Annotated in this window: 24 protein-coding genes; 16 read left to right on the plus strand and 8 right to left on the minus strand. The window is 42.7% G+C overall.

Annotated features, from left to right (window positions below):
* The coding region (locus QO189_RS05005; RefSeq protein WP_371531795.1) for a Na+/H+ antiporter NhaC family protein at positions 1-246 on the plus strand (246 nt) is incomplete at its 5' end.
* 335 nt (positions 247-581) lie between these two features.
* Here the strand turns inward: QO189_RS05005 and QO189_RS05010 are convergent.
* Both QO189_RS05010 and QO189_RS05015 read right to left on the minus strand, forming a co-directional pair.
* On the minus strand, positions 582-1,013 hold the full coding sequence (locus QO189_RS05010) for a hypothetical protein (protein ID WP_371531796.1): 432 nt from the start codon (positions 1,011-1,013) through the stop codon (positions 582-584).
* Positions 1,014-1,028: 15 nt separating this feature from the next.
* Complete coding sequence (locus QO189_RS05015) at positions 1,029-1,823, minus strand: hypothetical protein (RefSeq protein WP_371531797.1); 795 nt, start codon at positions 1,821-1,823, stop codon at positions 1,029-1,031.
* Positions 1,824-2,251: 428 nt separating this feature from the next.
* Here QO189_RS05015 and QO189_RS05020 point away from each other — a divergent pair, with 428 nt between their 5' ends.
* The 4 genes from QO189_RS05020 to QO189_RS05035 all read left to right on the plus strand — a co-directional run bounded on the left by QO189_RS05020 (position 2,252) and on the right by QO189_RS05035 (position 4,475).
* Entirely contained in the window at positions 2,252-2,611 is a 360-nt protein-coding gene (locus tag QO189_RS05020) for a hypothetical protein (RefSeq protein ID WP_201597971.1), read from the plus strand.
* A 157-nt stretch (positions 2,612-2,768) separates the two neighbouring features.
* Positions 2,769-3,524, plus strand: a complete 756-nt coding sequence (locus QO189_RS05025) for a BLUF domain-containing protein (RefSeq protein WP_371531798.1) — start codon at positions 2,769-2,771, stop codon at positions 3,522-3,524.
* A 4-nt stretch (positions 3,525-3,528) separates the two neighbouring features.
* On the plus strand, positions 3,529-4,062 hold the full coding sequence (locus QO189_RS05030; RefSeq protein WP_371531799.1) for an ATP/GTP-binding protein: 534 nt from the start codon (positions 3,529-3,531) through the stop codon (positions 4,060-4,062).
* Positions 4,063-4,070: 8 nt separating this feature from the next.
* The gene (locus QO189_RS05035) at positions 4,071-4,475 is read left to right on the plus strand and encodes a hypothetical protein (protein WP_371531801.1); all 405 of its coding nucleotides are present in this window, start codon (positions 4,071-4,073) and stop codon (positions 4,473-4,475) included.
* Between the two features lie 86 nt (positions 4,476-4,561).
* Here the strand turns inward: QO189_RS05035 and QO189_RS05040 are convergent, their stop codons facing one another.
* Entirely contained in the window at positions 4,562-5,467 is a 906-nt protein-coding gene (locus QO189_RS05040) for a LysR family transcriptional regulator (protein ID WP_371531802.1), read from the minus strand.
* A 159-nt stretch (positions 5,468-5,626) separates the two neighbouring features.
* Here QO189_RS05040 and QO189_RS05045 point away from each other — a divergent pair, with 159 nt between their 5' ends.
* The 3 genes from QO189_RS05045 (at position 5,627) to QO189_RS05055 (ending at position 8,144) form a co-directional block, all read left to right on the plus strand.
* The gene (locus QO189_RS05045; protein ID WP_371531803.1) at positions 5,627-6,340 is read left to right on the plus strand and encodes a pirin family protein; all 714 of its coding nucleotides are present in this window, start codon (positions 5,627-5,629) and stop codon (positions 6,338-6,340) included.
* A 30-nt stretch (positions 6,341-6,370) separates the two neighbouring features.
* On the plus strand, positions 6,371-7,324 hold the full coding sequence (locus QO189_RS05050; protein ID WP_371531804.1) for a pirin family protein: 954 nt from the start codon (positions 6,371-6,373) through the stop codon (positions 7,322-7,324).
* Between the two features lie 208 nt (positions 7,325-7,532).
* The gene (locus QO189_RS05055; protein ID WP_371531805.1) at positions 7,533-8,144 is read left to right on the plus strand and encodes a nitroreductase family protein; all 612 of its coding nucleotides are present in this window, start codon (positions 7,533-7,535) and stop codon (positions 8,142-8,144) included.
* 162 nt (positions 8,145-8,306) lie between these two features.
* Here the strand turns inward: QO189_RS05055 and QO189_RS05060 are convergent, their stop codons facing one another.
* From QO189_RS05060 to nadR, 3 genes are all read right to left on the minus strand, one after another.
* The gene (locus QO189_RS05060; protein ID WP_371531806.1) at positions 8,307-8,741 is read right to left on the minus strand and encodes a DUF962 domain-containing protein; all 435 of its coding nucleotides are present in this window, start codon (positions 8,739-8,741) and stop codon (positions 8,307-8,309) included.
* Positions 8,742-8,950: 209 nt separating this feature from the next.
* Positions 8,951-9,685 (minus strand): nicotinamide riboside transporter PnuC, encoded by a 735-nt coding sequence (gene pnuC, locus QO189_RS05065; RefSeq protein WP_371531807.1) that lies wholly within the window; start codon positions 9,683-9,685, stop codon positions 8,951-8,953.
* 101 nt (positions 9,686-9,786) lie between these two features.
* Positions 9,787-10,845, minus strand: a complete 1,059-nt coding sequence (gene nadR / locus QO189_RS05070) for a multifunctional transcriptional regulator/nicotinamide-nucleotide adenylyltransferase/ribosylnicotinamide kinase NadR (protein ID WP_371531808.1) — start codon at positions 10,843-10,845, stop codon at positions 9,787-9,789.
* 582 nt (positions 10,846-11,427) lie between these two features.
* On the opposite strand from nadR, the gene QO189_RS05075 reads away from it, so the two are divergent.
* From QO189_RS05075 to QO189_RS05090, 4 genes are all read left to right on the plus strand, one after another.
* On the plus strand, positions 11,428-11,640 hold the full coding sequence (locus QO189_RS05075; RefSeq protein WP_201597988.1) for a PspC domain-containing protein: 213 nt from the start codon (positions 11,428-11,430) through the stop codon (positions 11,638-11,640).
* Positions 11,641-12,091: 451 nt separating this feature from the next.
* Complete coding sequence (gene glyQ / locus QO189_RS05080) at positions 12,092-13,078, plus strand: glycine--tRNA ligase subunit alpha (RefSeq protein ID WP_371532046.1); 987 nt, start codon at positions 12,092-12,094, stop codon at positions 13,076-13,078.
* 9 nt (positions 13,079-13,087) lie between these two features.
* Positions 13,088-15,181, plus strand: a complete 2,094-nt coding sequence (glyS, locus tag QO189_RS05085; RefSeq protein ID WP_371531809.1) for a glycine--tRNA ligase subunit beta — start codon at positions 13,088-13,090, stop codon at positions 15,179-15,181.
* 247 nt (positions 15,182-15,428) lie between these two features.
* Complete coding sequence (locus QO189_RS05090; protein WP_227675646.1) at positions 15,429-15,725, plus strand: hypothetical protein; 297 nt, start codon at positions 15,429-15,431, stop codon at positions 15,723-15,725.
* A 147-nt stretch (positions 15,726-15,872) separates the two neighbouring features.
* On the opposite strand, the gene QO189_RS05095 is transcribed toward QO189_RS05090, so the two are convergent.
* Positions 15,873-16,319, minus strand: a complete 447-nt coding sequence (locus QO189_RS05095; RefSeq protein WP_371531810.1) for a cell division protein ZapA — start codon at positions 16,317-16,319, stop codon at positions 15,873-15,875.
* A gap of 107 nt (positions 16,320-16,426) precedes the next feature.
* Entirely contained in the window at positions 16,427-16,867 is a 441-nt protein-coding gene (locus tag QO189_RS05100) for a hypothetical protein (RefSeq protein WP_371531811.1), read from the minus strand.
* 210 nt (positions 16,868-17,077) lie between these two features.
* On the opposite strand from QO189_RS05100, the gene QO189_RS05105 reads away from it, so the two are divergent.
* The 4 genes from QO189_RS05105 (at position 17,078) to QO189_RS05120 (ending at position 21,928) form a co-directional block, all read left to right on the plus strand.
* Positions 17,078-17,731, plus strand: a complete 654-nt coding sequence (locus QO189_RS05105; RefSeq protein WP_371531812.1) for a UPF0149 family protein — start codon at positions 17,078-17,080, stop codon at positions 17,729-17,731.
* 77 nt (positions 17,732-17,808) lie between these two features.
* The gene (gene argE, locus QO189_RS05110; RefSeq protein WP_371531813.1) at positions 17,809-19,080 is read left to right on the plus strand and encodes an acetylornithine deacetylase; all 1,272 of its coding nucleotides are present in this window, start codon (positions 17,809-17,811) and stop codon (positions 19,078-19,080) included.
* Between the two features lie 136 nt (positions 19,081-19,216).
* Entirely contained in the window at positions 19,217-19,945 is a 729-nt protein-coding gene (locus QO189_RS05115) for a LysE family translocator (protein ID WP_371531814.1), read from the plus strand.
* A gap of 768 nt (positions 19,946-20,713) precedes the next feature.
* Positions 20,714-21,928, plus strand: coding sequence for an RtcB family protein (locus tag QO189_RS05120; protein WP_371531815.1), 1,215 nt, complete (start codon positions 20,714-20,716; stop codon positions 21,926-21,928).
* Positions 21,929-21,997: the final 69 nt, after the last annotated feature.

Raw genomic sequence — 21,997 nt, forward strand, 5'->3', positions numbered from 1 at the left:
GCCTTTCGGTCGACGTTTGAGCGCTTGCACCTGCATCCGAAGAATTTGTCTCGTACGATTGAGGATGCAGGAACGGTAATTAATCCGCTGGTGCCTTGGAGTGTGTGCGGGGTGTTTATCAGTCAGGCGTTAGGGGTGCCGGTATTAGAGTATTTGCCCTATGCGTTCTTTTGTTATTTGTCATTGCTATTAACACTGCTGTTTGGCTTTACGGGGGTGACGATTAGTAAGAGGGTGAGTAGGTAGGGATTTTAATAAGGATATTTTATAAATAATGCTATTTTTATAATAGTTAACTTATTTCTTATCTTAAGATCCGAAGCATTATATGAGTGCAGTTATTCGTGGTGAGACACGTATTGCTTTATTTGAGAGTGTAGATATCTAAGCGTGATAGTAAAGTAGGCGTATATAAGCCGCAAAAAGCATCATCCAATGAGTAGTCGGATGATGCTTTTATGATTTTAGTCATGATACTTTTTGATAATAACTTTTAAATTAATAAAAATTTTTAGACATATGGCGCTTTGATAGATTCAGTCGTTCAATTAATTGAATATCCCCAAGTGATATCGTTTATATCATTCAAAACAAATACGAGCGGCGTCATTACAGAATGTTTGCTTACCATTTTTAAAGCCTGCTAATGCTTGAGCGTTGGTTCTAATCGTCTCTACCGCATCTTTTGCTTCTAGTATCACGAACGTCGCTGGTGCTCCTAATGCTATCTCTGTCTGCTTTGAGAGTAGCTGAGCTGCATTCTTGGTAATCATGTTGAACACATCTGCTATCTGCTTATCTTTTGCCAACTGTGCGATATTGGCGTACATATTCGCCATTCTGACCAATGAGGCATCGCTATAAGGTGTGAAAGCATTCAAAATATTATTACTAGAGAGGGTCGTATTGATACCCATCTCTAAAAGCTCATTAGCATTCACCATGCCTCTAGGAATTAGCAAATCATAATCCCGTCCATTCAAAAACATATCGGTAGCAGGTAAAACAGTCAAAGTAATATCAGCGAGTTACAATAACGCTGCCATCTCTGTGCGCTTGTCTTTGTCCATTGCAGACAGTTTGGTCACATGGCCGATAGATACACGGCCTTGGTAATGGCGCTTGATGGTTTCTTCAACCAGTTTTGGAATGCTGGAGTTTTTTGGATCCAAATCAAAATCGAGATGAAAATCAACATCGACGTTAAATTGTTCTGCCAAATCAAACACCATCTCGATATGTTTGTTAGGGTTATCATCTTTATAAGGACAACCGCCAACTAAATCAGCGCCTTGCGACAATGCGAGTTTTAATAGCTCATAGGTATGTGGCGCATTGGTTAATCCTGATTGGGCAAAAGCACAAATCTCTATATCGATGGCAAATGCGTACTTATCCCGCGCTTTTTTTATGGCATTAAACGCCCGCATTTCCGTCTTTAAATCGGTTTTAACAAAACTACGTAGACCAACCGTGCCTTTTTTGATGGCCATTTCAATAACTTTTGATGCGCGCTCAAAGACATCTGCTTCCGTAAAATCTGCCTTTGCCTTGCTGGTTTCTTCAACGGCTTCGTCTAAATCGCCTTGTGCTATCGTGCAACGATTTAGGATGCAGGCTTTGTCAAGATGAATGTGGCTCTCAAAAAATCCTGAGCAGACAAAATTGCCTTTAGCATCAAAAATAGCGGTTGGCTCATTGTCATTATTTTTAAATGCCTCCGAGATGTTGTCAATGCTCTCAATATGAGAGCCATTTATACTGATATTGACCAAGTTGTCTCGGTTGGCCAATCGGGCATTTTTTATGAGTAAATCCGACATTATGTTTCTCTTGTTGTTTGATGAAGTCAGGGGAAAGATCTATTAAATTAAAAATCAAAAATGCTATTTTGCGCTTTAAAGTAGAATGATTATTGATTGGTAAGGTTTTTCCTACTCAGCGGTCGTTATTTGTTCTTGAGTGGTTAGGTACAGATGTACTCTGAGTTGCGATATAGAATATAATGGCTGTCACTACGGGATGCTGGCTTTGTTTACGAGCACGCTATAGTTCCTGTACCTAAAAATACACTTAAATATCTGTATTGAATTATCATTACTTTCTTCAATATAAACTAAATAATTTAAGTTTAGCTAATGATTAGGTAAGTAGTGAATAAGTATAATGCAGTTTATTACGATTGAATTGCACAAGCGTTTTCAAGAGAAATTATCTCATCTACACACAAACAAATGGATAGGAAAAAAGTATGTCAAATATTAATGAGTCTTTGAAAGAATTAATGGATCTTGATGGTGCGATGGGTGCCTGTATCGTTGATTACATGTCAGGTATGGTATTAGGTATGATTGGCGGTGGTGTTGACCTAGAGTTGGCTGCTGCTGGTAACTCGCAAGTCGTAAAAGCAAAAGTAGCAACGATGAAATCGCTCGACATCAAAGGTGAAATCGAAGATATGTTGATCACACTAGAGTCTCAGCTGCACATCATTCGTCCGACAGCCAGTCATGAAGATTTATTCATCTACCTAGTACTTGATAAATCAAAAGCGAACCTTGCATTGGCACGCCGTAAAGTACAATCAATTGAAAGCAAATTAGAAATATAATTTGGCTAACATCAATCAAGCCGTCGTCGGTTTGTTGAGTCCTGCTTATTGCTGATAGCGTGTTGAACATTATCAGCAATAGAGCCAAATTCGTTATATGCGTACGGTGTATAACGAATTATTATTTTATACATGGTTATAAAGAATTCATTGAGTTTTGGATGTTCTATCAAATGGTGGCAAAATGAAATGTGTTGCATATGTCAGCAGAGCGCCTATCAAAGATCGCAGTGTTCGTATGCCTGCTGGATTATCAGATATTGTCAGAGTCTCTAGCAAGCATAATCCAGAGTTACAAATCACTGGTATCATATCTTATCGCGAAGGGCAGTACCTTCAGGTGCTTGAAGGCCCTTATGCTGCAGTAGATAAGTTGATGGCCAAGATAGCATCTGATCCTAGACATGAAGATATTTGGGTTTTTCTCGAAAAAAATGTGACAGAGCGTAGCTTTAATAATTGGGGCGTCAGCGTATTTGACTTTGTAGATAAAGGCACTTTTTTTGATACTTTTATTGAAAATAATAGTGCGGTTTTAAATAGTTTCGATGAATTACAAACCAAGCGTATTCAGCCTTTCTTTGACACAAAAAAATCTAATAACGCGTCAAAAAAGGACTATGAAGGCAAAAGTCTTAAGTTATTGGCTTGGCCTGACTTAAATCATGAAAGTAACCCTCAAATGATTATGGATTTGTGTGTTAAATTGACTAAAAAACCTTATCCATTTGATGCGTTAGTGGATAGTGGTGAGTTTGGCTCACTTGATCAAGTCACAAAAATGATAGTGGGATTTGAGCAATCAGGTATACTAAATGTGACAGATGCACAGCCATTAGATGAGCAAAAGGTTAGTGAAAGAAAGCCTAACAAATTTTACGGTGCGATCAAAAAATTCTTAGGAATGAGGTAAAAAATTGAATTATCAAAAGCTAGCTATCATTGGTGAAGTGGGCGCCGGAAAAACTCGAATGGTTAAGACGTTGAGTGAGATAAGTCCTTTCGAGACAGAAGCAAAATCTAGTATCGATATTGGTAAAGAGTACACCACCGTCGGTATTGACTATGGAAGAATTACCCTGTCTGATGATATGGCATTAGGTATTTATGGGGTTCCAGGTCAAGAGCGTTTTTCGTTTTTGTGGGAATTCGTCAATCACTCCTTGTGGGGTTTGCTGATCTTGATCAAGCATGGCGAGACGCCTGATTATGCTAACTTAGATAAACTGCTACATTTTTTTGCACCAGCAGAAAAGCAGACGACTTGTATTATTGGTATTACACATTGCGAAGATGCTGATAAGCAAAGCTTGGCAGCGCTCGGACAAGAAGTCAGAGTCATGCTGATGGAGCACGATATAGTTGCTCCAGTAATCAATACAGATCCTAGAAATAAAGAGTCCGCCGTGTCTCTATTATCATTATTTAATACCCTGAACAATCAAGGTTGATGTTAGATATGACTACACAAAACGAAAAATCACCAGCGAAAATAGAACTCTTAAAGCACATGAAAGCCTTGTGTGAAGCTAATAGAGAAATCATATTGGTCAGCCTATGCACCACAGATGGTTTTCCTATCAGCTGCTTCTCGATCAAAGAGTTGAGTAATCAATCCGACAAGTTTGCGGCGATGAGCAGTACGCTATCAGCGCTCAGCGACTCATCAGCTACCCAGATGAAACAAGGAAAGTGCGATATCACGATCGTTGAAGCCACATCTGGCAACATGCTATTTGTCAAAACGGATTATATCGGCAAGCCATGTGTATTGACCGTTGTAGCACAAGACAAGATGGCATTAGCAGAAGCAAGATATAAGACTAAGAAGCTGATTGGTGAAATCTCAGCGATTACTGAGTAGAGTCAAATTATTGATAGTAGAGCGCTTCGTAGAGTAACTGCGACGCTATACTTTGTAAAAGACTAACCTTGCCCAAACAACTCCTATCAAAAATCATCCCAATAGGGATGATCACCAAAGCGCTCGGCAATGAAGTCAATCAAATAGCGACAACGCTGCGATAAAAATCGATTTTTTGGATAGACGGCATACGCGTTTAGTATTGGCAATTGATACTGCTGCAAAATCGGTACAAGCTCGCCACGCGCCAGTTTTTTATAAGCGATGAAAGTTGGAATGACGGTAATGCCATGTCCTTTTACTGCCAAATCCGTTAAAAACTCACCATTGGTGGCTTTAATTTTGGCGTTCATGGCGTGATAATGCTTTTTTCCTTGGGCGTCAATCAGCTCTATGCTGTTTGTTTGACCAAGGCTATATTGCAAAAACTCATGCCCCTCCAAATCTTCTAATGTATCAGGTGTGCCCATTCTTTTTAGATAGTTGGGACTGGCGCAAATGACGCAACGAATTCGTGCCAGCGGCTTTGCTTGATAACTAGAATCTCGTAGCTCTCTGATTCGAATAGCCAGCTCATATCCTTCTTCAATCAAATCAACATGCCGATCAGAAAAATCCAACTCAAACTTTAGGTTTGGGTGCTGATTGGCGTATTCATCAATCACATCAGTCAGATGCATAAGACCAAACGACAATGGCGCTGTCATCTTTAGCGTACCCCCAATGCGCGTTGGCGTGTCACTGGTAGTCTCGTTCAAGGCATCAACCGCGTTTAAGATACTGTTGACCTGCTGATAATACTGCTCACCTGCTTGTGTCAAGTGAGAGTGGCGCGTCGTACGGCTGATCAGCTGAGTGCCTAGGCGCGTCTCCAAGTCTTTTAGGCGGCGGCTGACGGCTGACTTTGCAATATTTAATTGCTCGGCAGCTTTAGTGATACTGCCTGCCTCGACAATACGTACAAACATCGCCATGTCTTCTAGTTGTCCCATTATCGATGCCTCATGATTGTTCTAATAAAAAGAATAGTTATTTGCATTTATGTCAGTTTATCTATGTATAGTCAACAATTATAATAGATACATTGTTCAATCACGTGAATTAATAACAAATATATAGATGATAAACGTGTTGATAATTAAGGATAAATAATGAAAACGATCTATCATGCAGCAGAATCCCGCGGTAATGCCAACCATGGCTGGCTCAAAAGCCGTCATACCTTTAGCTTTGCCAATTACTATAATCCTGAGCGTATGGGCTTTGGGGTGTTACGTGTCATCAATGATGATTTTGTCATTGGTGGTCAAGGGTTTGGCAACCACTCGCACCGTGATATGGAAATTATCAGCATTCCTTTAGCTGGCAAACTTGCGCATGGCGATAGCATCGGTAATGAAGGCATGATTGAGACGGGTGAGATCCAAGTTATGTCAGCGGGCACAGGCATCACTCATAGTGAAATGAATGGTAGTCGTGAAGAAGCCGTAAGGTTTTTACAAATCTGGATCATGCCAAATAAAATGAACGTTGCCCCTCGCTATCAGCAAGTGCATATGGGGACAATCATGACAGCCAACCAGTTTAATCAAGTGTTATCGCCAAATGTGGATGATGCAGGAGTTTGGATTCATCAAGATGCTTGGTTTAGCATGGGAGAGTTTGATGAAGGTGTGACGCAGACCTATCAGCTAAACAATCCTAATAACGGTGTTTATATTTTTGTTATCAGTGGCAAAGTCGTTGTAAATGGTAACATTTTGGCTACTCGAGATGGTCTTGGGGTTTGGGATACTAAGCACTTCACTATGGAAGCGAAAGAGGCTGCAAAAGTATTGCTGATGGAAGTACCGCTATCTTTGTAAATAAATAGGACATATACCAAGAGGTGTCACATGACAATTAGAACTCTAGAGTCACGATTGACTGATGTTGGCGGTGTGCCTATTGCTCGATTACTACCTAACAAAGGCAAACAGCCCATTGGTGCATGGTGTTTTTTGGATCATGCAGGGCCAGCTGAGTTTGCTCAAGATGATTCAGGGGTTCAAGTTGGGCGCCATCCGCATACCAATCTACAGACATTTAGTTGGATGATTGATGGTGAGATTTTACACAAAGACAGCTTGGGTAGCGCGCAAGTCATTGCCAAAAACCAAGTCAACCTCATGACAGCAGGGACTGGGCTGACACAAGGTATCAGCCATACAGAGCAAAGCGTCTTTTTGGACAGTACTGACTCAGACAATACTGATTCAAGCGCTGCTGCACGTAGTATCAATATGATACAGCTGTGGATCGCTTTACCCACTGACCAGCAGATTGAACGCAGTTTTCACCATTATCCGGAGCTGCCAACATGGACTGAGGGCAACGTCGAGCTGATTCTGACCACGGGAAGTTATAAATCAGCGTCTGGTGAGCACCATCAAGCGCCAACGTTGCAGTACTCAAAGATGGTTGGGATTGATGTGCATTTTTTAGAAGACGGAGACGTCACGCTGAATTTGGAGGCGAGCTTTGAGTACGGTATTTTAGTGGTTGTTGGTACGCTAGAGTCTGAAGGTCAGATGTATAAAAAAGACCAATTATTGCGTTTTCATCGTATTGACGTGACTAACGATACAACGATAACGCTGGTCGCCAAGAAGGGTACACGTTTGATGTTCATTGGTGGTGAGCCTCTAAGCAACCAAGTACTACTGTGGTGGAATTTTGTCGCTGACAATAAAGAAGAGCTCAAGCAATCGGTCATTGATTGGAACAATGGTCATGAGCGTTTTGGCGAGGTTGATTCTGATATGCAGCGTCTGATGGCACCAGAACTACCAAAAGGCTTCAAAGGCTAATTATCAACACGCAAAAATTATGAACATATTTTTCAAAGACAACCCCTATCGTTAAGTTTTTTTTACAAAAATTACATGGGGTTTCAGGTAAATTGTTCCAATAATAGCCCACATAAATAAACTATTTTATAACGACTTGTTGATCACAAGATCGACAATGTCTATCAACCCAGAGCAAATCATACATACAGTAATATGGAGAAGTACTATGTCAGAACTAAAAGACTTACAGCAATTAGCAGAAAAACGCCGTACTATTTATGCACTAAGCGACCATTTACCAGTGTCTAACGATGAAGTGGTAAAAGTAGTTGAGCATGCTGTCTTGCATACCCCATCATCATTTAACTCACAGTCAACGCGTGTCGTTGTGTTATTCGGTGACGATCATCACAAACTATGGGATATGACTGAAGACGCACTACGTGCAATCGTTGGTGATGAAGAAGCATTTAAGTCTACCAAAGACAAAATTGCTGGTTTTAGAGCGGGTGCTGGTACGGTATTGTTCTTTGAAGACAAAGCAGTGGTGAGAGGCATGCAAGAAGCGGCGCCTTTATATGCAGACAACTTCCCAATCTGGGCAACTCAGACCAACGCGATGCATCAGTACGTCATTTGGACGGCGCTAGCAAGCATTGATGTCGGTGCAAACTTGCAGCACTATAATCCAGTAATCGATCAGAAAGTCGCGAGCACTTGGAACATCGATGCAGACTGGGAACTAAAAGCGCAAATGGTATTTGGTAAGATTGAGCAGCCAGCAGGCGACAAAGAATTCAAGCCACTTGATGAGCGTATGAAAGTGTTTGGTGCTTAAGATAAGCAGCCTATTACTTTATTTTAGGAAGTATCCTAAATAAAATATATGCCACATAAAAAACGCCACTCAATCATTGGGTGGCGTTTTTTATGAATAATAAAAATTAAAGACAGCACAGCTATACTGTATATTTGCAGAACTGATGCGACAATTTAATGATTATTTGCGTTGCATTAAACTGTTGGCGACCCATGCTGGACCGATTAATAAAAACTGTAAATCTTCAAAAAACGAGGGTTTTTTTCCTTCGATTTTATGACCAATAAACTGACCAATCCAAGCAACGACAAACACTGCCGCCCATGCTTTAAACCCCCATGGCATTGCTGCCATGACCGACAGACAAATCAGAATAAATAGTCCCATTGCCAAAAATAGCGGCGTAGATAAGCGTACGTAAAACAGTAATACCAACGCGCTCAGTACGAGAGTAAACCACACAGACAGCGACATTCCCATACCCAGCAGGCTAACAAAAATCGTTGGGACACATAGCCAATGGATCTTTTTGTTGATTAAATTTTGGTGACTGACCGCGTACTCGCTGAGCCACTGCTCGAGCGTGCGTTTGGACATTTTGGGTTGACGAGACATACTAACCTCCTTGTTAGTAAATGAAATAAGACACTGACTTGCGCTATCAATTTAAATATCAACACGCGCAATTAGTACCAGTTGTAGCACTAATTGCGCGTGTCTACCATTTTATCTGATAGACGGCACAGTCAATTTCGCTCGTATTGCTAATGCGACATTAGTAAGACTTATCTCAGTATCTCAAACGCTTTTTTCTACAGATGTTTCTATGAACCTTGCTCGCTGCGGTGCCACTCATAGAGACCGACAAATGCGTTTACTTGATAAACCATGGTTTGAATCGCAAAAATATAGTTACCAGACATGAGATTGACGATCAGCCACACGAAGTTGACGATGATCCATAACCACCAGTTAAAGGAATAACGTAGAATCATGGCGGCTTGCGCGGTAATAGACAGCACAAAGGCAATGACATTGATCCAAAAGAAAGAGATGAATCCCAAAAACAGACTATTATCATCTTCTACGACTGCATAACCGTAGCTCGCCAGTAAATCATTGACGGTTGGGAAAAGGGCAAGACCAATGATGATAAATGCGGCAGTGATTAACCAAACGGCTTTGCTCGCTGATTTTGGTATCATGTCGCCATCAGGGTCGGTGTGTTTTGACCAGTAAAAGATGCCATACACATGAGTGAAAAAGTTAAATAGGGGTGCGAGCATCAGACCCACTGCGCCAGATGTTGCTTGTACAATGACTTCCCCTGCGGTTGCGCCCATACCAAAGCCATTGCCCATGACGTTTTTGCGAAATGACAGCGAGACCACACAAACCAAGCCAATAAATGAGACAGCCAAGTAAAACCAATCAAGCGTAGTGTGGTCTGTGGTGAGCCAAAAACCTGCGGATAGAGCAATGACTCCACAAATAAACCAAATGATAATCCATTGCATCGACCATTTTCCGGTGATGTTGTCCAGTAGCTGAATACGCATAAATTTTTCCTCTAAAATTGACACTGATTTCAATATGAGGCTAACGGCACTGCGTTAGCTGAATAAATTATTATTATAGATAGGGTACTTATTGGTATAGCTTATGGTTTTTTACCATAGATATGCTGATCGATAAATAACAACGCTTGCTGATAGCGAGCATCGTAATCCGGCTGGTCAATCATGTGCGGCGCGATATCGTGACGCGCAAAAATGTCTAGTAGGCGCTGCTCGAACCGTCCACGTGCTTCAGGCGTACCTAAAGAGCGCATGCCGTCATCAACCCATGGCGTATTGTTATCGAGCATGATGGTGTGGTCTAACCGAAACTCATCAACGCAAGCAGTGACAAAAGGATGGGTGCGACCTTCGTATTCTTCACAAAACGCTTGCGTGGTCACAAAATCCGTATCAACGATCGTGATCGGTGCAGTCGCATTGGCTTTAGCCTCGCGTATCGCTTGCGCATGATCCAGACAAATAGGGCCGTAATCGCTGTACTGTAGCCCAACCTCGCTACCGCCCAAATCTGTGCCCACATATATACGCCCCATCTCCAGCGCAAAGCTCGCGCCATAATAATTAGCCAGTTTATGCACCAGTGTGGTTTTGCCAGAGCTTTCGCCGCCGACGATCGCGACAGTCTTGGTATAGTTGGCGCGGGCCTCTGGATGAAGTGCTGGCCAGTGGGTGACTGGGTCGCGAGCAATGGCGTACGAGTCAAACTCAGGCTGTAGTGCTGTCGTGACCACTTGTAGGATAAGTTGCTCTTGTACATCACTCTGCGTTAGCGGGTGGTTCTCCGCCATAAACAATGCTGTCTCTGCAGGGAGTGCAAGTGCCTCTATCAACCGCTGCAACTTAGCATTGCTAGTCGCCACATCGATCCTGACATCCTCACTGCTATTATAAAGATGCTCGTGAAGCGGTAACTCGATCTCATCGGTGGTATGAATATGAATAAATGGCAAATTCGCACAGGCCATCTGTAGCCAACGCGCTTTGTCTTGCAAGGTGATCGTAAAATCTGGATGCGGTGATGGATGCGCCATAATGACGATATGCAGGGTCTTTGCTTGTCCTGCTGCTTCTAATATGCTGCGCATTTGCCCCAAATGTAAGGGCTCAAAGTGTCCAATCATCAATCCGTTGTCGTACATAGCCATCCTTATTTTATTTTAGGCTTATATTTGTTTCAGATTTAAGGGCAAACCCTCTAAAACCTGAGTTACTTATCAGCATGGTATAAAGGTTTTGGAGGATTTACAGGTAGGTTATTGTAAATCTGACTTCTATTTGACTCTTACGCAGATTATTAACTTTTTCATCATCGGTTTTTATGTGAATCTAAAAATAAAAAGCGAGTGATGATTTTTTGACAATTGAAGGTTTGAGTGGTCATTATTACTATCAAATCTTTAGAAAAATGCCACTTATCTCTTTGATTCATTTAAAAAATAATGAACTGTGTAACTAGCTAAAGCAAGGTTTTAGCAACAAAGTGGATTCTGAAACATTTTGAAATAACTATTTAAAATCAGGGGCTTGCGTGGTGGTATGACAGGTTAGGGCAAGCTTACGTATCATAAACTCACAAAGTACGTCTATACCTTCAACAGATAAATTTTCAAGAATTGATATACTTATTTGTAAGTTGGCGAGGCAAGGTAACCTTGAGACTAAAAAAGTAAGACAAGAAGAAAAAATACATTATAAAAATAGACAATAGAGAGGTATTTAGTTTGGCTAAGTTAGCAAAATTACATCGCTCACAAAATAATCGCATGATAGCGGGTGTGATGGGCGGTATTGCAGAATATGTCGGTTGGTCACCTACGTGGGTCAGATTACTATTTGTAATTGTCTCGTCGCTAAGTGCTGCTGTACCGGGTATTTTGATCTATATCGTGTTATGGATAATCATGCCAAAAGCCAATAGCGATTCCTATCAATAACCAAGCTTAATATTCAGACATTAAGACCCGTTAAAAGAAGTAAGTGTGTACCACAAGCAGTTGTCCAAAAAGTAGTCCCAAAAAATAAAAAGCCTGAATAATCAGGATGCCCAAGATACAATTTTCCTCCTGCCCGAATGCTCACGCATTTGGGTATTTTTTTGTTTTTAGGATTAGTCGCTGGTCATATGTTTTTTACGATGATTTGGTCGTAAATCAGGGATATAGCCGCGTGTTTTTATCGACAATGCAAATTTAGTTAACGTAAATATGGATAAAATAGTCAATTTTTAGTAAGGTGAGCAGGCAAATAGCGTCGTTGCCAAATAGGTGACGAATGCTATCAGAGATTTATTTAATCATACCCATTTCACAGTGACTTACTATGAAAACCCAAACTATGACATCCGAAGCGACAACCCCGATGACAAAAGACAAAGACTCTCAACCGATGACTTTTCAGGACTTAATCCTAACCCTACAGAATTATTGGGCTGACAAGGGCTGCGTGGTATTGCAACCTTACGATATGGAAGTCGGCGCGGGCACGTTTCATACCGCCACTTTTTTGCGCTCATTAGGGCCTGAGCGTTGGAACGCCGCCTACGTGCAGCCATCACGCCGTCCAACCGATGGCCGCTACGGTGACAACCCCAACCGCTTGCAGCATTATTATCAGTTCCAAGTGGTGCTAAAGCCCAATCCACCCAATATTCAAGAGCTGTATTTGGACTCACTACGCGCGATTGGTATCGATCCATTGGTGCATGATGTGCGCTTTGTCGAAGACAACTGGGAGTCACCAACGCTGGGCGCGTGGGGACTTGGCTGGGAGATTTGGCTCAACGGTATGGAAGTGACGCAGTTTACCTACTTCCAGCAAGTCGGCGGTATCGAGTGCTTCCCAGTAACAGGCGAGATTACTTACGGCCTTGAGCGTCTGGCAATGTATGTGCAAGGCGTTGATAGCGTCTATGACTTGGTCTGGGCAGATGGCGAGTTCGGCCGCGTCACTTATGGCGATGTGTTCCATCAAAACGAAGTTGAGCAGTCGACCTATAACTTTGAGCACGCCGATGTGCCAATGATGGGTGAGATGTTCGATTTTTATGAGCAGCAAGCGGATAAGCTGGTTGAAGCAGGATTGCCATTGCCAGCCTATGAGATGGTCTTAAAAGCCTCTCATGCGTTTAACTTACTCGATGCTCGCGGTGCCATTTCAGTCACGGAGCGTCAGCGTTTTATTTTGCGTGTACGCACACTGGCACGTAAGGTTGCCTTTGGCTATGTTGAAGCACGTGCCAAATTGGGCTTCCCATTGGCTGATGAGGCACATCGCGCCGAGGCACTGGAGAAGTATTTGCCCAAAGAAGATACAGCAACAGACAGCTTAGCAAAAGAAACCACTGACAACAATCAACCGACGAACAAGCAATAGGAGCATCCCATGAGTACTATTCTATTTGAACTGGGGTGTGAAGAGCTACCTCCAAAGAGCCTAAAACCATTACGCGATGCGCTGCAAGCCAGTGTCACTGAGCAGTTGTCTGCAGCTGAGATTACCTTTAATAGCATCAAAGCCTTCGCCGCGCCGCGTCGCTTGGCGATTCAAATTGAAGGCATTAGCGATAAGCAACCTGACCGCACTGAGCAAAAACGCGGGCCCGCTATCAAAGCGGCATTTGATAGCGATGGCAATCCAACGCGTGCTGCGATGGGCTTTGCTAAAGGCTTAGGCATTGAAGCGAGCGATCTTACGACCATTAACACCGATAAAGGTGACTATGTCGGCTATGAGCAAACGATCAGTGGTCAAGCGACTACCGAGCTACTGCCAGCTATTTTTCAAACGGCGCTAGATAGCCTACCAATTGCCAAACGTATGCGTTCAGGTGCCAGTCGTAATGAGTTTGTCCGTCCAGTCCAGTGGGTAGTATTGATGCAGGATGACGCTGTCATTGACGCAACTATTCAAGGGCATCAAACAGGCTCCCAAACTCGTGGCCACCGTTTCCACAGTCCTGACTATCATAATATCAATCATGCCAATGACTATGAGCAGCTACTAGATGGTCTAAAAGTCGTGGCAGATTTTGATAAGCGTCAAATGCTGATCAAAAACCAAGTTAAAGCATTGGCAGATGAAGTCAATTCTGATGCCATCGTACCGCAAGAGTTGTTGGACGAAGTCACCGCATTGGTTGATTTCCCCATTGCGCTACGAGCAAGCTTTGAGGCGCGCTTTTTACAAGTGCCGCAAGAAGCGCTTATCTCGACCATGCAAGCGGATCAAAAGTATTTTTGCTTAACTGATAAAGCGGGTAAGTTGCAACCTTACTTTATCTTTATTACCAATATTGAGTCTAAAGACCCCAATCAGATTATCGAAGGCAACGAGAAAGTCGTGCGTCCGCGTTTGGCTGATGCCGAGTTTTTCTTTTTACAAGATCAAAAACAGCCTCTGTTTGCGCTCACAGAGAGCTTAAAAACTCGTGTATTCCAAGACAAACTGGGTACGATTTGGGAGAAGTCTGAGCGTATTGCTAAGCTTGCTGCGTTTATCGCCACATTGATGCGGCAGCAGGGTCACGATATCAATGTCGATGACACCGTACGTGCGGGTATTTTATCCAAAGCAGATTTGGCAAGCTCGCTCGTTGGTGAATATCCTGAATTGCAAGGTATCGCGGGCACGTATTATGCGCGTCTAAATGATGAGCCTGAGGCAGTTGCGGCAAGCTTAGAAGAGCAATACCTGCCGAAATTCAGTGGTGATGTATTACCGCAAACACCGATTGGCATCTGCTTAGCCTTAGCTGATCGTTTGGATACATTGGTTGGTATTTTTGCCATTGACCAAGCACCGACGGGGTCAAAAGATCCGTTTAGCTTACGTCGTTCTGCCATTGGGATTTTGCGTATTTTGATTGAGAAGCAGTTACCGATTAATCTTGTCGCATTGGTTGAGCAAGCGATTAAAGGCTATAGCGATGCTGAAGGTAGCAAGATTGCCAAAATGGGCGATACCTTTACCCAAGTCATGGCGTTCCTAAACTCGCGCTATCGTGCGATGTATACCGAGCAAGGCGTCAGTGTTGATACGATTCAGGCCGTGCAAGCGATTAACCCGCATATGCCGCTTGATTTTGATCAGCGTATTCGCGCGGTGCAAGCATTTAGCGAGCTGTCACAAGCGTCGATGTTGGCTGATTCAAACAAACGTGTTGCCAATATATTGGCCAAATCAGAAGTGAGCGTTGCTGATACAGTTGATGAGACGCTACTGTCTGAACCTGCTGAGCAAAATTTATATGCAAATGTGAAACAAGCACAGACAAGGGTACAGCCATTGCTGGAGCAAGCGGACTATACGCAAGTATTGCAAACGCTGGCGAGCTTAGATGAGCCGTTGACACAGTTCTTTGATAACGTGATGGTTAATAGCGACGATGATGCGTTAAAAAATAACCGCTTGGCATTGCTCAAGCAGGTTCGCGCCTTATTCTTGACTGTGGCAGATATCAGCGAGTTACAGCTATAACTGCTAGCCTTTAATCTTAGGTTTTGATACAAAAACTGGCTCACTGTGGCCAGTTTTTTGTTGCTATAGCACTTGGTTATTCGTCAGTGCCATGAATGACAATCAAGCATCATCGACAATTAACTGTAAAGGCATTGTGCCATGACCATTATTGACGGTAAAATTTAGGCATTCGAGCGTATTGGATCATGGGTTGTCATCACTTTTGTTATTCATTACGTTTATTTGTCATTGAAGGAGCGCTGCCGTGTTTGCCGTTATTATTGTGATTCTTATTATCTGGGCTTCCATGTGGGCTTTTTACAAGTTTATGTACCCACGTCCACCCAAAAGCATGATGCCAAAAGAGGGTGATGTCACCACACCGCGTCAGTGCAATTTTTGTGGTAACAGTTTGGCGGAGTATCGCGGTGTCCTTGAAACTAAGCCTAGCTTAGCGACAACCAGTGATGGTAATACTGAATCAGCCCAAGAATTATTCTTTTGCAATTATGAGCATCAGGCAGACTTTCACGCAGGCAAGACTTACAAACCTTATGCGTAAGCAGATAGATAAAAACGATTGACCATAAAAAAGCGCTTAGCTTTAGTAAGCTAAGCGCTAATAGATTTGATGCTTTTTCATCATATAGCACACTATTAGATCATGCATGTTTTGAACGATCTGTCTGCTGATACAACGCCGCGACTATTACAAAATAGAGTGGGCGTCTTTCATGATCTTATTTAACAATGCCTGTGATTGCTTATCTTTTTGTACACGGTCTTCATCACTTCTTTGATTGGCATGAATTTTTTCGTATAAATTCAAGCAGCACAGTACCAGTATGCTTTCTTGACTGAGGCTTGGTGCATCTCGCTTTAGATCAAGCGCATAGTTATTGATATAAGAGACCGCCGATAGTAGCTCTTCTTGCTCATGTACTGGGCAAAAAATTGGATAAGTCACACCAGCAATCGCGATATCTACTTTTTTGATTTGTGGTTCTGGTGCTTTAGGTGTCTTGGTATTCGATTGTGCCATGGCGCTTGATATATTTGATCCTGCGGCTGTCGTTTTTTGCGCTGCTGATGGTGCATTTGGCGCTTGAGTGTTTTTTGGTTGGTTGTCTATCGATTTGCTTTGGTCATCGGTCATGATACATCCTACAATGTCTGGTCAGTGAAATGAGTAATATCAGGTTTTACAAATAGCGTTGGGCGGTTTAATAAGTAGCATATTTTGCTATCTATTATAGGAACGCGTTAGTCTTCTGCTTGATCGATAAGGGTCAGTCGTTGCAAGACAACTTGCGTGCGCTCAGCGGCTAATTGGTTTTTCTTTTGCAGTTCACTGTTTTGTTGTTTGATATCGCTATATTGCTGCTTCAATTCATTATTGTGCTTTTGCAGCTCGCTATTTTGTTGTTGTAATTGGCTGATTTTTTTTTGCAATTTGTCTTGTTCTTCACCGATCATATGATGCGCTTCTGCAAGACTCTGATAGCGCTTGTCGAGATCGTTTAGTTGCTTTTTGGCACCGTCACGTTCGCTATGACTGTTATCGAGCTTGGTTTTTAGGTCGGCAAATTCTTTAGAGTCGGTGACAGGATGTTGTTTGAGGCTGCTAAGTTCAGCACTGACAAGCTGATACTGTTTTTTGATGTCGAGTACCATTTTTTCTAATATTCTAAGTTGATCATACATAGTCAGTTTTTATCCTTAACAAGTAAGCGTGAATGAATTTTGTTCGCTGCATTTAATAATGCCATAGGTGACCGCATAATATCTATATCAACAAAGTAATTACAAGCACAAGGCTTTGTATTTTTACTTTTATTTATCGATGATTTGTTCCTGACATTTTATCGCGATTTTTTATTTTATAAGTAACACTTAATCACTAGGACATCTGTTATGAATGATAATATCTCTGGCTGGAATACTTGGCTGACTGCGTTTGACGACTGGACTGACGTGTCTATCAGTGAAGTGCATGGCCTGATGACAGGGCTCATGACGGCCTGTAATGCGCCTGATGAAGCAACATGGGCAAAGGTGTTTGAAGAGCTGAGCTTTGCGCCACTACCAGAGGCTGCATTGACCTTGCTGACAGAGGAAGCAGAAGACACCGTGTTTCAGTTAAAAGATAAAGATGATGCCTACGCCTATATGCCGCTCATCCCTGATGATGAACATGATTTATACGAGCGTGTGATGGCATTGAAACAGTGGTCAAACGGCTTTATGACAGGTTTTGGTATTACTGATTGCGGTTTGACCAGTGAAGAGAATGAGATGTTATCTGATTTGGCTAAGATTGGTGCGATTCGTTTAGAGGAAGATGAAGATTTTGAAGGTGGTGAAGAATCCTATCTTTATATCTATGAATTTGCTCGTATGGTGCCAGTGAGCTTTGCGACGCGTAAACGCAAGCCTGTGAAAGACATTGCGCTGATTGCTGGACTCTCTATCAATGCCAAAACCACCAAAGAGCTGCAAGCCGAAGGCAAACGACCAAAACCTATGCCGCCAGTGCTTGACGTGATGAATCAGAATAATCCATCATAAGACAAGTCTGATAACTCATGGTTTTTAAGAAATGGCTTTTAAGAAATAACTCTTAAAAATCATAATAGGGATATTTTATGATCCAAGATACTAATGATACAGCTAATGGTAATAACGTTAGCAATAACAACGATAGCCAGTTCAATAATACTGAGCATCCAACACAAAGCCTTGACTGGCTAACGCGTCTGATCGCCTTTGACACGGTCAGTCGACATTCAAATCTAGCACTGATTGAAGACGTGCAAGCGTACTGTGAGCAGTTGGGTCTGACGGTGGATTTGACCTTTAACGAGGCAAAAACCAAGGCCAACTTGTTTGCGACCGTACCCGCTGGCGAAGATGCTGACCAAGTCAACAACGGTTTGGTACTCTCGGGTCATACGGATGTAGTGCCAGTCGATGGCCAAGACTGGACGTCAGAGCCGTTCACCGCGACGATACGTAGTGACAAGCTATACGGACGCGGCGCTTGTGATATGAAAGGTTTTATCGCGTGTGCGTTAACGATGTTGCCACAAGCTGTACAGCTATCCAATAACGGTCAACTGCGTCGTCCCTTGCATTTGGCACTGTCGTTCGATGAAGAGGTGGGCTGCTTGGGTGCGCCATTGATTTTGGCAGACCTCAAAGCGCGCGGTATCACCCCTGATTACTGTATCGTCGGTGAACCGACCAACATGGCGATGGTGGTCGCGCACAAAGGTATCGCAGTATATCGTTGCCGTGTCCATGGCAAATCAGCACATTCTTCATTGATTGCTCAAGGGGTCAATGCGATCAGCTACGCTAGCAGATTGATTGGCTATGTTGATACGCTTGCCGAAGAGCTGAGCGCCCGTGATGACGCTTTAGAAGACGGGGATGCATTATTTACAGTGCCTTATTCAACATTGTCAGTAGGTACGATACACGGCGGCACAGCCACCAATATCGTCCCCAATCTGTGCGAGTTCACCTTTGACTATCGTAACCTGCCGCACATGACGCAAGACGATATACTCGAACCCATTCAAGCAAAAGTCGCTGAATTAAATGCTCAAATGCAAGCGCGTGCGCCTGAGACGGGCATCGAGCTGATGCAAGAAGAAAGCGTCCCAGCAATGACGGACGACGATAGCGCTGAGCTACAGTCATTGATAGCGGCGCTGACAGGGGACGATGAGCGTCATAAAGTCGCTTATGCGACGGAAGGTGGTCAGTTTACCAATGCAGGTATCCCAACGATCATCTGCGGTCCTGGTAGTATTGAGCAGGCGCACAAAGCGGATGAATATGTTGAGTTGATCGAAATCGAACGTTGTGACGGCTTTTTGCAAAAACTATTAGACAGTTGTACCGTCAAGTAGTCTATAAAACTGCCAAACATATGTATATAATATAAGTAAGTATAAAAAATACCGTCTCAATGGCGGTATTTCTTTTTTTGGCGATATGGCTGTCTGTATAAGAATCATTTATATATAACAAAGTAGGGGTTAGCTGATGTCTTGGCATCTGTTTGCAGTGTTTTTCGCAAGTACGTTTTTGATTTCCGCGACCCCAGGTCCCAACATGCTGTTGGCATTCCAGTATGGTATGAACTATGGCGTGAAGCGGACATTATGGACGCTGGCAGGTTTGAGCCTTGGGCTATTTGTGTTGCTGCTATCGACTTTACTTGGGCTGGATGTGATCAGCCGTCAATCGCCTTGGCTACTCACAATTATCAAAGCGGTGGGCGCGGCATACTTGGTGTATTTGGGGATTAGTTCATGGCGCGATGCGGGCGATGGTAGCTTGATGAGCGATGCTAAAGAGTTAAGTGCGGAGGTTGAAGCCGACTACGATGTTTTTGATGGTAAAGCCGATAAACCACAGCCACGCTCGCTGTCGAGTGCAGCGGTCAAGGCAAGTCCTAGTAATCTTATTCTGTTTCGTACGGGTGTTTGGGTGTCCTTATCCAATCCAAAAGCGATCTTGTTCTTCGCGGCCTTTTTTCCTAAGTTTATTAATTTTAGTGCGCCGCTATGGCCGCAATATATCTTATTGACCATTGGGCTATTCATGAGCGAAACCATTTGGCAGATCGTATATACCTTGGGTGGTAAAAAGCTGGCAAGCTGGCTTGATGTCGGTAATCGCTTAGCGTGGCTCAATCGTGGTTGCGGCATTATCTTTATCATAATCGCAGCGGCTTTGTTTGCTGAAGTAATTAATAGTTTTATGGTATAAAAAGCTATTAGTTATTATCTGAAATAATTACTCTATTAAATTAGTAGTCTCGGGAATTGCGTTTTTTAAGTTATTTAAAAATTAATAGTTGACAATATTTTTTAAATCGTTATTATTATCTCACTGATTTATAGTCTTGCTATAAATTTTAATAGATCTGCTACTGTCGCCCTGACATTAGCCACAACCTATGGAGGAATCATCGTGTCCTATATAACTGTTAAGACGTTTTTAAAGATTGAATGTATGAAAAGTATGACAACAATGAAGACTTCGAAAAGGTTTGGCTAAATTTATGTATAGCTATTGAGTGATATTCTATCTATTCATATCAATGAATAGCCTTCTATATGTACTCGCTCCATCCTTCTTCTATATCTACTTTGTTAAAATATCGATGCGATAGTGCTAAGTAGTTTCGTGCTTGCCGTTATCTGTTTATCCAACATTCTGCTGTATCTTTATTACCAAAAAATTATTCACGCTAACACTTAGCGATTGTCTACCTGTGCGCATAATTTTTACGCCCTTATTTTTGGTATGAAAGATTCTTCTTTAAAATGTCCATAATAAAGCAGCCATGAATTTTTATTGATTTTTAATTAATAAAAATACGGTTTTTTATTGCCTATTATTTCTTAATTGACGGTTTTATTTCTTGTTAAACATTATGTTTAATCGAGACAGATAAGTAATGTCTAAAAAATATAAATAGGCGAATTAAAAAAGCATATGGCTTTAAAAATAAAAAATTGGAAAAAATAAATAATGAGCATTCAATTAGTATTAAATAAAAATAGTAAACATGGCGTACCTGTCAAGATTTACACCTCTGATATCGAGCAAGGCGCGATGCAGCAATTACGTAACTTGGCTCAGCTAGAGTTTGTACACTCGCACATTGCGGTTATGCCTGATGTACACGTTGGCAAAGGCGCAACCGTTGGCAGCGTGATTCCGACCAAGTCTGCCATCATTCCTGCGGCGGTCGGTGTGGATATCGGCTGTGGTATGAACGCCGTGCGCTTATCCCTAACCGCAAGTGATCTGCCTGATAGCTTAAGGTCATTACGCTTGGTAGTCGAACAGCAAGTGCCTGTGGGTTTTAACATGCACAAGCAAATTCAAGCGAAAAACTCCACACTTGATCCATTAGGCAAACGCCTAAAGCCAATTACCGACAAGCATCCGGGCTTGCTTAAAATGCTTAAAGGTTTTGAGCGTACGTGGGCCAAGCAGCTGGGTACACTTGGCGGTGGCAATCATTTCATCGAGCTGTGCTTGGATGAAAATCAAGATGTCTGGGTGATGCTGCATTCTGGTAGTCGCGGTATTGGTAATTGTATCGGGCGCTATTTTATCAATCTGGCCAAAAAAGAGCGTCAATCACGCTTTGGTCATGTGCCTGATCGTGATTTGTCTTACTTTGTCGAAGGGTCTGACAGCTTTACTGATTATGTTGAGGCAGTCGGCTGGGCGCAGGATTACGCACTAGAGAATCGCCGCGAGATGATGCGATTGGTGATTAAGGCGCTGCAATCGCCGCAAGCAGGATTGCCACGATTTGCCCTGACCAAAGAAGCCATCAATTGCCATCACAACTATATCAATGAAGAGGTGCATTTTGGCGAGCAGGTCTATGTGACGCGTAAAGGCGCGATCAGTGCTTATGCAGGCGAGCTTGGCATTATCCCCGGTTCCATGGGTGCAAAATCCTTTATCGTCCGTGGTCTGGGCGCAGCGGAGTCGTTTTGTTCTTGCTCACACGGCGCAGGGCGGCAAATGAGCCGCGGCAAAGCGATGCGCGCGTTCACCATTGATGAGCTAAAAGCGCAAACCGATGGTGTCGAATGTCGCAAAGACAAAGGCGTCATCGATGAAATCCCCGGCGCGTATAAAGACATTGATGAAGTGATGGCCAATCAAAAAGACTTGGTTGAAGTGGTGCATACGCTGAAGCAAGTCATGTGTATTAAGGGCTAGCTTTTTCATGAAACTTGATCTTGTTTTAACTGTCAGCATCTTATAGCGCAAGATCAAATTGAGGAGACA

Origin of the sequence: Psychrobacter sp. Arc29 (genome assembly GCF_041431175.1) — a bacterium.
Classification (GTDB): Bacteria; Pseudomonadota; Gammaproteobacteria; order Pseudomonadales; family Moraxellaceae; genus Psychrobacter.

Coding starts and splice junctions, on each gene's coding strand:
- QO189_RS05015 (WP_371531797.1), bottom strand. CDS start 1,823: ATGTCGGATTTACTCATAAAAAATGCCCGATTGGCCAACCGAGACAAC.
- QO189_RS05020 (WP_201597971.1), top strand. CDS start 2,252: ATGTCAAATATTAATGAGTCTTTGAAAGAATTAATGGATCTTGATGGT.
- QO189_RS05035 (WP_371531801.1), top strand. CDS start 4,071: ATGACTACACAAAACGAAAAATCACCAGCGAAAATAGAACTCTTAAAG.
- QO189_RS05040 (WP_371531802.1), bottom strand. CDS start 5,467: ATGGGACAACTAGAAGACATGGCGATGTTTGTACGTATTGTCGAGGCA.
- QO189_RS05045 (WP_371531803.1), top strand. CDS start 5,627: ATGAAAACGATCTATCATGCAGCAGAATCCCGCGGTAATGCCAACCAT.
- QO189_RS05050 (WP_371531804.1), top strand. CDS start 6,371: ATGACAATTAGAACTCTAGAGTCACGATTGACTGATGTTGGCGGTGTG.
- QO189_RS05055 (WP_371531805.1), top strand. CDS start 7,533: ATGTCAGAACTAAAAGACTTACAGCAATTAGCAGAAAAACGCCGTACT.
- QO189_RS05060 (WP_371531806.1), bottom strand. CDS start 8,741: ATGTCTCGTCAACCCAAAATGTCCAAACGCACGCTCGAGCAGTGGCTC.
- pnuC (WP_371531807.1), bottom strand. CDS start 9,685: ATGCGTATTCAGCTACTGGACAACATCACCGGAAAATGGTCGATGCAA.
- nadR (WP_371531808.1), bottom strand. CDS start 10,845: ATGTACGACAACGGATTGATGATTGGACACTTTGAGCCCTTACATTTG.
- glyQ (WP_371532046.1), top strand. CDS start 12,092: ATGACTTTTCAGGACTTAATCCTAACCCTACAGAATTATTGGGCTGAC.
- glyS (WP_371531809.1), top strand. CDS start 13,088: ATGAGTACTATTCTATTTGAACTGGGGTGTGAAGAGCTACCTCCAAAG.
- QO189_RS05095 (WP_371531810.1), bottom strand. CDS start 16,319: ATGACCGATGACCAAAGCAAATCGATAGACAACCAACCAAAAAACACT.
- QO189_RS05100 (WP_371531811.1), bottom strand. CDS start 16,867: ATGTATGATCAACTTAGAATATTAGAAAAAATGGTACTCGACATCAAA.
- QO189_RS05105 (WP_371531812.1), top strand. CDS start 17,078: ATGAATGATAATATCTCTGGCTGGAATACTTGGCTGACTGCGTTTGAC.
- argE (WP_371531813.1), top strand. CDS start 17,809: ATGATCCAAGATACTAATGATACAGCTAATGGTAATAACGTTAGCAAT.
- QO189_RS05115 (WP_371531814.1), top strand. CDS start 19,217: ATGTCTTGGCATCTGTTTGCAGTGTTTTTCGCAAGTACGTTTTTGATT.
- QO189_RS05120 (WP_371531815.1), top strand. CDS start 20,714: ATGAGCATTCAATTAGTATTAAATAAAAATAGTAAACATGGCGTACCT.